Consider the following 11017-nt stretch of genomic DNA (forward strand, 5'->3'; position numbering starts at 1 on the left):
GGTTACAACTACCACAATAGTATAGAATCAATAATTGTTTGAATTTTTGAAACAAAAAAATATACGAAATCTGATTAAAAACATAAAGCAACGATAAAACGTATATTTTACTGTAAGAAATACATTATTTTATGCTATCTAAATAAAAATCCCTTTTCAATCCCGATGACTTATCGGGTGAAAAGGGAGTGTAAGATGTAGAGAGTTTTTCGGTTTACAGAAAAGTAACCAACCAAATTTTAACCCTAACTTAAAGTTAATCCTGTATACTTACTTGACTCTCTACAATATCTTTAATTGGAACTATTAATTTTCCGTCTTTTGTTTTTATAGTAACTGTTATACCGTCAATTGATTCAACGGTTCCGTTTATGTTATTAAACCCTATTTTTTGTCCTATTTCATAGGTTTTTCTGGTGTAAAACGTTCTTAACAAATCGCCTACAACTTTTTGGGATCCAAAACCAAGTGCTAATGCAAAGGCCAGTAAAAAGGCCGCTAAAATCATGGTTAAGTTGCTTGTAATTATTTCTGTATCAATCCCAGCTTGATTTAAAGCGGTGATAGAAACGAATATTAAAATGATAAAAAACACCACCTGACTTATCATTTTTGCCCCTGACAAATCCATGGATTCAAAAAACGATTTTAAACCTTTTTTTATTAGGTTGGCTAATAATAACCCTACAGTAAATATGACTAATGCAGCAAATAATTGTGGTAAAAAGCCCAACAAAGCGCTAATTTGCTCAGAAATCATTGTTAAATTCATTATATCTGAAGCCATAATTAATAGCATGATATACATCACCCACTTAACAAAACTTGATACAACTTTTACGGTATCAAAATTCAGTTTTTTACCTTCTAAAATTTCAATTTCATTTACAGCATCATCTAACTTACTTACATTTGCTAGTTTTAAAGCTTTTTTGATAATTTTTACAATAAGCTTTGTTAAAAGCCACCCAAAAACCAGCACGATTATGGTGCCTATGATATTAGGAAATATTTTAGAAATTTCTAGCCACATGTTTGTTAGAGATTCCATGGCCATATCTTTCCATTTTAATGCTTTATCCATTTATTATTAGTTTGTTAGGGTTACTTGTGGTTGTTATTTTATTTTTTTTGTTTTCTACTTCTCATAACGGTTTCTAAAACATCGCCAACGTTATAGGAAAACAACTCAGCCAACTCCATTACGAGTTTTGCCATGGCAATATCACTCATAACCTTTGCCTTAAGTTCCTCAGGAACCTCCTTAAGCGGCTGGTCTATATGTTTGAATGGATTGTCCACTAATTATTGTTTTCTTTATAAACAGTTACTAATTTATCCTTGGCGCGTTTTATTCTCATTTTTACTGCACTTTCCCCAATACTTAAAGCATTTACAATTTCCTTTATGGAAAGGTTATCTTGATACTTTAAAAGCAAAATCATTTTCTCTTCAGGAGAAATTAGCTCTAAGGCTACTTTTAATTTATCAACCTTCATAGTTAAGAAGCTTTCATCTTCGGCTTCCTCTTCTGAAAGGTTTTCTATATCTGTATAATCAACCGACTGCTTTTCAAATTTTTTAGCCGTATTTCTAGTTACATAATTCACGCAATGATTATATGTAAATGCGTATAACCAAGTTGAAAATTTAGATTTCCCTTTAAAACTACCTAATTTAACAAAGAGTTTTAAAAATACATCTTGTGTTAAATCTTTTGCCTCATCGCCATCCTTTGCAAAACCATAACATTTATTATAAACTAATCCAGCATATTTATCGTACAACACCTCAAAAAGCAATGTGTTTTTTGTTTTCACTATTGCTTCTACCAAATCTTCATCAGATAGTTTATTAATGTTGTTGAGGGTTTTCAAAATTAGCTTTCGCTATTTAGTTATTATTATTATTATTAGACACGTTCTTTTTAAAAGAGTCACAAGATTTACAAAAAAAAATAAAAATATTACGAAAAACCCTTCAAATTGAGTCATTTATAGCTATGCATCTATTATTCAAATAGCTAGCTTTGTTTAAAAAATGGGATTATAACTTTCAACTTGCTTAGTCGGGCTATCCTCATGAATTATTCAAACATTAATAAAATTTTGTTAACTTAATTTTTATTATTAATTCTTCTCATTGATATTCATAAATTAGCTAAAAATTTAGTTTATGAAATTCTTATTGACCTGTTTACTTGCAACTATTTTTATTTTACCATTACAAAGTCATGCTTTTGACGATTTTTGGGGGCAAACCGGGCATCGTGTAGTTGGTAAAATAGCCGATGATTATTTATGTGGAAAAGCTAAACGTGAAGTAAAACGTTTACTAAAAAGAAAATCCTTGGCGTTTGTTTCAACCTTTGCCGATGAAATAAAATCTGATAATCGTTATAATGAGTTTTATACCTGGCATTATATAAATATCCCGTTAGATGGTAATTATGAAGATTCTGAAGTAAACCCTAAAGGCGATTTGGTTACCGGAATAGCGTATTGCAAAAAAATTATAACTGACAAAAATTCCTCTGATGATGATAAGGCATTTTATCTAAAACTTTTAATTCATTTAATTGGCGATTTACATCAACCTATGCATATTGGTTTACAGGAAGATAAAGGTGGAAACGATTTTAAAGTACAATGGTTTTATGAAGATTCAAACCTTCACAGAGTTTGGGATTCTGAAATGATTGAAAGTTTTGATATGAGTTATGACGAACTTGCTGAAAATGCTGATTATTTAACGAAAAAACAGGTGAAAGCTATCCAAGAAGGATCGGTAATTGATTGGGTTAATGAAACGCATCAGTTAACAAAAAAGGTATATGTATCCACAGAACCTGGAGAGAATTTAAGATATAGATATTCTTATGATTATTTTACTACGGTTAGAAGCCAGTTGCAAATTGCTGGGATTCGTTTGGCTCAGGTTTTGAATGAGTTATTTTAAGGTTGATTTTAATGTAGAAATTTTCTGTTCTATTTTTTAAAGTGAATGTCTGGATTTTATTAGCAACTATACCCGTTAATTCTATAATCTTTTCAGGATATTCAGGGTTTATTTTTATTGGATTTCTCGGATAAAAACAAACTATAAATCTCTATTCATCATTTCAATTGTTAATTAAAAGTTACTATTTTAATGACAAATCAGTCTCTTCTAGTTCATCTTTAAGAAGTTTTCATTTTAATACTATTTTAGTTTGATTTGTTGGCTTAAATAAAAATGTAATAGATTAAATTTGCACCTGTTTATTGTGTTTTAAGATATTATGGATGCTTCAAAAGAACTTATAAAAGCCACCGATTTACTTCTAGAAATTTCTTCGCTTCTCATGGTTTCGGGAGCTAATACTATAAGAATAAATTTAAGTGTTAACAGATTTGCTGAGGCTTTAAATTTTAAAACCTCATGCTTTATAAGTCATAAAAGCATAATCATGACGTTGTATCAAGAAGATTCCACGCTCAGCTGCACACGGGTAAAAAACATTCCCGCCCATGCCATTAATTTTTCTGTGATTTCTGATATTAGTAGAGCTAGTTGGAGCGCAGTAACTGAGAATTGGACGTTGGAACAAATTTCTGATGAAATAGAAAAAATAAGAAACGTTAAAAGATACTCAAAACTAACGGTTCTTATAGCGGTTAGTTTAGCTGGAGCAGGTTTTTGCAATATTTTTAAAGGCGATTATTTAAACATGTTGGTTGCTTTTATAAGCACGTTTATAGGTCTGCTTGTGTTTCAATTAACCCATAAAGTAAATTATAACGTGTACATGCGAATATTTTTAGGTTCGTTAATTGCCTCTCTTTGTGCTGGATTAGGAATTGTTTACAATATTGGCGCACATCCAGAAACGGCATTAGCAACTTCCGTACTTTATTTAGTACCTGGAGTTGCCTTAATTAATTCGTTTACAGATTTATTAAACAATAATATAATTAATGGTTTGGTACGTATTACTACCGGCCTCATGATAGTTCTTGCTATAACTTTAGGCTTATTTATTACCATGCTCATTTATCAATTAAATTAATATGCTGGAAACTATAATAAAATTATTAGAAGTTGCTATTTGGTCGGGAATAGCTGCATTGGGATTTGGTTTACTATTTAACATCCCAAGAAAAACTATGATTACCGTTTTTGTTTTAGGGTTTGCCGCTGGATTGATAAAATTTACATTATTAAATTTTGGATTCAATATTGTATTGGCAACTTTAATTGCAGTAATTTTTGTTGGCGTTGTTAGTATGCCTTTGGCACATAAAATACATCATCCGCCTGTTGTTTTTTGTATACCACCGGTAATACCTATGATTCCTGGTTATTTTGCCTATAAAACGGTTTTATCTGTCATGAATTTTATCTTTATTGAAGAAGATGTTGAGAAAAGATTAGCTCTTATTGATTCTATTTTTTCTAACGGATTTACCATGTTTTTTATTTTGATATCAATAACTCTAGGAATCTCATTGCCTATGTTAATTTTGAGAAAAAATACGGTTAAGAAACTCGAGAATTAAAGTTATTTGAACAAAAAAAGCAACCGAAAAAAGTTGCTTTAAACATCTATAATTCCTGATTTCACAGGACCTAGTTATATATGTAGCGCTCTATCTTCAGTAGCCGCTAAAGCCGCTTCTTTAATAGCCTCCGTAAATGTTGGATGTGCATGAGACATACGCGATACATCTTCCGCAGAAGCGCGATATTCCATAGCTACAACAGCCTCGGCAATCATATCTGCAGCACGAGCACCAATCATGTGTACGCCTAAAATTTCATCTGTTTTTTTATCGGCAAGAATTTTTACAAATCCATCTAAATCCATACTCGCTCTACTTCTACCTAAAGCACGCATAGGGAAAGATCCAACTTTATAATCTACGCCAGCTTCCTTAAGTTGTTCTTCTGTTTTTCCAACAGCAGCAACTTCTGGCCATGTATAAACAACACCAGGAATTAAATTATAATCAATATGTGGTTTTTGTCCGGCTATAGTTTCAGCTACAAAAACGCCTTCTTCTTCCGCTTTATGAGCCAACATAGCACCTTTTACAACATCGCCAATCGCATAAATATTCGAAGCCGATGTTTGTAAATGTCCGTTTACTTCTACTCTACCTCTATCATCTAACTTCACTCCTGCAGCTTCAGCATTTAAGCCATCTGTATAAGGTTTACGACCCACAGAAACTAAACAATAATCGCCCTTAAACTCAACTTCTTCACCTTTTTTGTTATCAGCTTTTACGATAACTTCTTTTCCTTTGCGCTCAACAGATTTCACTTTGTGTGATACTTCCATTGAAAATTTAGCTTTCTTGAAAACTTTATTTAGTTCCTTAGATAAGCCTGCATCCATGGTTGGAATAATGCGATCCATATATTCAACCACAGTAACTTCTGAGCCTAAACGACGATATACTTGGCCTAATTCTAAGCCAATAACGCCTCCTCCAATAACAATTAAATGTTTTGGAATTTCTTTAAGTTTTAATGCTTCTGTGGATGTGATAATACGCTCTTTATCAATAGTAATAAAAGGTAAGCTTGAAGGCTTACTTCCTGTTGCTATAATCGTGTTTTTTGCTTCAATCTCAGTATTTTTGTCTCCAGAAATAGTAATGTGCGTAGCATCTTTAAAGCTTCCTATACCTTGGTAAACATCAATGTTATTCTTCTTCATTAAGAAATCGATACCGCCAGTAGTTTGATCGACAACCGCTTGTTTACGAGCAATCATTTTCTCTAAATTCACTTTAATATCACCAGGAATTTCAATACCATGTTCTTCAAAATGCTTAACCGCATCATCATAATGGTGAGAAGAATCTAAAAGTGCTTTACTAGGAATACAACCTACATTTAAGCATGTTCCGCCAAGTGTTGAATATTTTTCTATAATGGCAGTTTTCATGCCTAATTGTGCGCAACGAATGGCTGCAACATATCCTCCAGGACCAGAACCAATTATGGCTACATCGTATGAATTCATATAATAATTTTGAAGTTTTCTATTTAAAAAACTAAAATACAAATAAAGATTCAAGCCAATAAAGGATTCTGGCTTTTTTTGAAGAAATTATTCCTGTTTATGAATATCTTTTAATATCCACTCCAATTCTGTGTCAATATGTGATTGAACATCCGTTAAATTTGGTGAAATAATAACGTCGGGTTTTACGCCATAACCATCAGGCTCTTGCTTTTGTGGCGCTTCAATTTGCATTAAACCCATGCGCACTTTTAACTTGGAATTTGGTAATTTATAAATCCTATAAAAACCTGCCACACATCCGTTATGAGCACCACCAGTTTCTTCGCCCACAAAAGTGGCACGCTCATTTGCTTTTAAATGTGTAGAAATTAATGAGGAAGCCGAAAAGGAATTGCCGTTTGTTAGCACATACATATGGCCTTTATAATTTAACTCATTTGGTTTTCGCGGCTTATTATATTTCATTTTAAAATACAGTTTTCCATCTACTTTTTTTGTTTTACTGTATTGCCAAGCTAATGTAAAAGGCTCCACAATGGCGAGCGCTCCAACAATTCTATAAAGCGCTGGGTTGCCGTTACTTAATAAAAATTTAATTACTGGCAATCGGCCATTTACCTCGCTAGGCTCAATAAACACATAACTTTCGCTGGTTAAATAAGCATATAAATGGTCAACTTCTGGAATTCGTCCACCAAAATTATCTCTTAAATCTAATATGAAATTTTTGGTTTTTGCTGAATCTAATTTTCTAAAACTTTCTTTATAGAATTTCTTGTAATTGCCATTAGAAAAACTTCTAATTTTCATATACGCTACCGAACTATCTTGCCCAATAAAACTAAAATTTCGGGTATATTCGTTGGATTTTGAGATAAATCCGAATTTTCTATGATCTTTTCTTCTTTTCTTTTTAGCTAATCTATTTTCTTTCTTTTCTGCCTTTGATAATTTTATTGGTTTTGCTTTTTTACTTTGAATTGAATCTGTTTCTAGGCCTTTTTCAATTTTATAAATACGCTTATAGTGTCTCAAAAAAATGGAATCTTTATTTTTAAAGGTAACTTGCAAACTATCTACCAACCCATGATCCTTTGCATAAAACCTAGAAAATCCTTTACCAACAAATCGATTATGCAAGGTGGTATTAAATCCATCTGATGCAAATCGTGTTTTAAATGTATCTGCCAAATCTTTAACTTCCGCGCCATTAAAACTTACAACTTGAGCACCAACTAAGCCTGAATCTTTACCAAAGTTGCGTTTTACCCAAAGCTTATCATCTACATAATCAAAATCTAAATTGTCAAATTCAAAGGGGTTTTTCTTTAATACTTTTTGCTCTTTTCTGGTAAACCTTTTACCAGCGCTACCAACAGCAATATGGCCTTGCCCAATGAGCGTTAAAACTGGTGCTAAGTTTTTATATAATTCTCTTGATGTTATTGGTGTATTTAATGCGTTCTTTAGACTATCAAATTTAAAATCTAAATCTTCTTTTAAAATATATTGATACAACTTCGGGTGATTTCGCTTTAATTGTCCGTAAAGCTTATCGATATCAATTCGTAAATCATCAACTGAATGCAACTTAGTAATCTGTTTATTATGCTTTTCAACACTTTTACAGGAGGAAAATAGCAGGAAAAGTGTAAATAGTAAAAACAGTTTCTTCATAAAGGCTAAAATACTAGTAATTGTAAACCAAAAAACGCATTATCGCTAATTTAAGAATGTGTAGTAAAATGAACCTCTTAATTTTTAGCTTATTGCATTTTCATTTGAATTTCTTCAACTTTTAAATAAAATCATAGGACACTCTGAACATAAATTTATGTAATTTTGTGCTTCATGCAAAAAAACATAAACATACAAAATAAGAAGGCACGGTTTCAATATGAAATTTTAGATAAGTACACCGCTGGAATAGTTTTAACAGGTACCGAAATAAAATCCATACGAAGCAGTAAAGCCTCTATTGCCGAAAGCTTTTGCGAGTTTAGTGAAAATGGCGAATTATTTGTTGTGAATATGACTATTCAAGAATATGCTTTTGGAAACTACTACAACCACAGACCAAAAGCAACCAGAAAGTTACTATTAAATAAAAAGGAACTTAAAAAATTGAATAAAGAAGTTCAAAATTCTGGGCTTACCATTATTCCGTTGCGTTTGTTTATAAATGATAAAGGCTATGCGAAATTAGTTATTGCACTAGCAAAAGGTAAAAAGTTGTTTGACAAACGCGAATCGATAAAAGATAGAGATAACAAACGCGACTTAGATAGAGTTAAGAAAGCTTACAAATAGTAAATTCTATATTTAAGTATTTCTTAACGCATATAATTATCATTATTTTCTAATTTCCCACTTTAAAATTTTTATTATGAAAAAACTATTAGGTTTTCTATTAATGAGTATCATGACTTTTAATATTCAGGCTCAAAATGAATCTAAAAAAGACATGGAAGAAACTATCGAATTTCAAGTGGATAGTACCGCAGTATTAAATTTAGATAGTACGATTTCTAACTTATATGCCGTTATTTCAGGTGAAAAAGGAATAAAACGAAATTGGGAACAATTTAAATTTCTATTTAAGCCTGATGCAAAATTAATTCCCTCAGGAAAAGATCGAAATGACAATTATTTGGTGCGCTATATGTCGCCCGACGATTATATTAAAAGTTCAGGTAAATGGTTAGTTGATAATGGTTTTTTTGAAAAGGAAATACATCGAAAGGTTGATACTTTTGGTAATATTACCCAAGTTTTTAGCAGTTATGAAGCGTTTCATAGTGAGTCGGAAGATAAACCGTTTATGCGAGGTATTAATAGTATTCAATTATTTAATGATGGCGAACGTTGGTGGATCGTTAATATTTATTGGGCACAGGAAAGTGAGGAGAACCCAATTCCAGAAAAATACTTACATTAAACTTTACTTTTATAATTCTTAACAATTTCAGATATGTTAAAAAACAACTACATACTATTATTATTTTTACTCTCTTTTATATTTAAAATTAATGCACAGGAAGCAAAACCACTTATTGTAGATGGTGAAGCACAGATAGTTGAAGCTTTTAATGTACCTGAAAAATGGATAAGACACGATTTATTTGTTGAAACAACTTTTGATACGGATGGTGATGGGAAATTGGACCGTGTACATATGGATGTTACAAGACCCATTCAAACAGATACAGAAAATTTAAAACTACCTGTAGTTTATGAATCCAGCCCTTATTACGCGGGCGTTGCACCTGATGTTGAGGGTGTGTTTTGGGATGTCAATCATGAATTGGGTGATATGGCTGAAGAGCGTGTACACCCCGACGTAACACGGTTAGGTGAACGCCCAATAATTTCAAATTCGCAAATTGAACAATGGGTTCCTAGAGGCTATATTGTTGTACATTCATCATCTCCAGGCACAGGATTATCACAGGGCTCTCCTACGGTTGGTGGTGATAACGAATCGTTAGCACCAAAAGCCGTTATTGATTGGTTATGCGGAAGAGCAAAAGGCTACACCGAACCTTATGGCAATGAGGAAGTAAAAGCTTTTTGGAGTACTGGAAAAGTGGGCATGACCGGGACTTCATACAACGGCACCATTCCTTTGGCTGCTGCCACCACAGGCGTTGAAGGATTAGAAGTTATTATTCCAGTGGCACCAAACACATCCTATTATCATTATTATCGATCAAATGGTTTAGTACGCTCTCCTGGTGGTTATTTAGGTGAAGATATTGATGTTTTATACGATTATATCCATAGCGGTGGCGAGGAATCGTTTGTTCCAAAAACCAAAGGGAAAATTAATGATGCTAATATGCCAAAAGCCTTTAAAAACAAAAGAGCCTATAGCGATGCCATGGTTAGAGATTCAGAAATGAAAAATGGCATGGATAGAATTACAGGTGATTACAACGATTTTTGGGCAGGACGTGATTATTTAAACGATATGGCACCAATGAAAGCGGCCATGCTAATGTCGCACGGTTTTAATGATTGGAATGTGATGCCTGAGCATAGCTACCGTATTTACAAAAAGGCCAAAGAAATGGGACTGGAAACTGGTATTTATTATCACCAATACGGGCATGGTGGACCACCACCAGTTAGTATGATGAACAAATGGTTCTCGCATTATTTACATGGTGTTGATAATGGCATTGAAAATGAACCAAACAAAGCATGGATAGTTCGCGAAGATGATAAAATGGAAGCACCAACAGCTTACAAAGATTATCCTAATCCTGATGCAAAAAATGTGAGCTTTCACTTAACTTCTGGTGCTCCAAAAGCTGGCGGTTTAACTACCGTAAAATCATCAAAACAAGGAATTGAAACCTTAGTTGATAATTATTCTTTTTCTGGTGAAGCATTGGCAAGAGCAGAAATTACAAATCATCGTTTATTATACGTAACACCGACACTTAAAAAAGATATTCATGTGTCTGGTTTAGCACAAATTACCGTTAAACTTGCAAGTAACAAACCTGCCGCAAATTTATCGGTTTGGTTGGTATCACTTCCGTGGAATGATAGTAGAAGAGCAAAAACTACCGATAATATTATTACGAGAGGCTGGGCAGACCCTCAAAACTCAAAATCCTTAACCCAAAGTGAGCCTTTAAAACCTGGGAAGTTTTATACGTTAACTTTTGATTTACAACCAGATGACCAAGTTATTAAAGCTGGGCAACAAATTGGTTTAGTCATTTTTTCAAGTGATAAGGAATACACATTACATCCAAATCCGGGAACTGAATTAACGATTGATTTGGACGCCACAACGTTAAATTTACCTATTGTTGGTGGTTCTGAAGCATTTGATGAAGCTTTTAAAAATTAACAAATGACTCCTCCTGATAATTCAGAAAAAACAGAAAAATTTTGGTCTGAACGCTATTTGAAAAACCAAACAGGCTGGGATATTGGCGAACCTTCAACGCCACTAAAAACATATATTGATCAACTAGAAAATAAGGA

Annotated in this window: 11 protein-coding genes; 6 read left to right on the forward strand and 5 right to left on the reverse strand. The window is 32.8% G+C overall.

All coding sequences use genetic code 11. From position 1 onward, the window contains the following. Positions 1 to 256 precede the first annotated feature (256 nt). From WBN21_RS00690 to WBN21_RS00700, 3 genes are read right to left on the reverse strand one after another with little or no spacing between them, the layout of a single operon-like run. On the reverse strand, positions 257 to 1084 hold the full coding sequence (locus tag WBN21_RS00690; protein WP_424197394.1) for a mechanosensitive ion channel family protein: 828 nt from the start codon (positions 1082 to 1084) through the stop codon (positions 257 to 259). 38 nt (positions 1085 to 1122) lie between these two features. Further along, complete coding sequence (locus tag WBN21_RS00695; RefSeq protein WP_424197395.1) at positions 1123 to 1302, reverse strand: hypothetical protein; 180 nt, start codon at positions 1300 to 1302, stop codon at positions 1123 to 1125. Then, positions 1302 to 1877 (reverse strand): RNA polymerase sigma factor, encoded by a 576-nt coding sequence (locus tag WBN21_RS00700; protein ID WP_424197396.1) that lies wholly within the window; start codon positions 1875 to 1877, stop codon positions 1302 to 1304. Before WBN21_RS00700 ends, WBN21_RS00695 begins: the two co-directional genes overlap by 1 nt. A 298-nt stretch (positions 1878 to 2175) precedes the next feature. Between WBN21_RS00700 and WBN21_RS00705 the strand changes: the two genes are divergently transcribed. The 3 genes from WBN21_RS00705 (at position 2176) to WBN21_RS00715 (ending at position 4538) form a co-directional block, all read left to right on the forward strand. Beyond that, on the forward strand, positions 2176 to 2958 hold the full coding sequence (locus WBN21_RS00705; protein ID WP_424197397.1) for a S1/P1 nuclease: 783 nt from the start codon (positions 2176 to 2178) through the stop codon (positions 2956 to 2958). Between the two features lie 322 nt (positions 2959 to 3280). Then, positions 3281 to 4048: a threonine/serine ThrE exporter family protein gene (locus WBN21_RS00710; RefSeq protein ID WP_424197398.1), complete on the forward strand. Its 768-nt coding sequence runs from the start codon at positions 3281 to 3283 to the stop codon at positions 4046 to 4048. Between the two features lies 1 nt (position 4049). Then, on the forward strand, positions 4050 to 4538 hold the full coding sequence (locus WBN21_RS00715; protein WP_424197399.1) for a threonine/serine exporter family protein: 489 nt from the start codon (positions 4050 to 4052) through the stop codon (positions 4536 to 4538). 74 nt (positions 4539 to 4612) lie between these two features. Here the strand turns inward: WBN21_RS00715 and lpdA are convergent, their stop codons facing one another. Both lpdA and WBN21_RS00725 read right to left on the reverse strand, forming a co-directional pair. Further along, positions 4613 to 6013, reverse strand: a complete 1401-nt coding sequence (gene lpdA, locus WBN21_RS00720) for a dihydrolipoyl dehydrogenase (RefSeq protein ID WP_424197400.1) — start codon at positions 6011 to 6013, stop codon at positions 4613 to 4615. 87 nt (positions 6014 to 6100) lie between these two features. Further along, positions 6101 to 7693: a S41 family peptidase gene (locus tag WBN21_RS00725; RefSeq protein ID WP_424197401.1), complete on the reverse strand. Its 1593-nt coding sequence runs from the start codon at positions 7691 to 7693 to the stop codon at positions 6101 to 6103. Between the two features lie 174 nt (positions 7694 to 7867). Between WBN21_RS00725 and smpB the strand changes: the two genes are divergently transcribed. The 3 genes from smpB to WBN21_RS00740 all read left to right on the forward strand — a co-directional run bounded on the left by smpB (position 7868) and on the right by WBN21_RS00740 (position 10880). Further along, a complete protein-coding gene (smpB, locus tag WBN21_RS00730; protein WP_424197402.1) occupies positions 7868 to 8326 on the forward strand; it encodes an SsrA-binding protein SmpB in 459 nt (152 codons plus the stop codon). A gap of 76 nt (positions 8327 to 8402) precedes the next feature. Beyond that, positions 8403 to 8954 carry a hypothetical protein gene (locus WBN21_RS00735; protein ID WP_424197403.1) on the forward strand — a complete coding sequence of 184 codons (552 nt, stop codon included), beginning with the start codon at positions 8403 to 8405 and terminating at the stop codon, positions 8952 to 8954. 33 nt (positions 8955 to 8987) lie between these two features. Further along, entirely contained in the window at positions 8988 to 10880 is a 1893-nt protein-coding gene (locus WBN21_RS00740; protein ID WP_424197404.1) for a Xaa-Pro dipeptidyl-peptidase, read from the forward strand. The last annotated feature ends 137 nt before the right edge of the window (positions 10881 to 11017 follow it).

The organism is Algibacter sp. (genome assembly GCF_049667265.1).
GTDB lineage: Bacteria > Bacteroidota > Bacteroidia > Flavobacteriales > Flavobacteriaceae > Algibacter_B.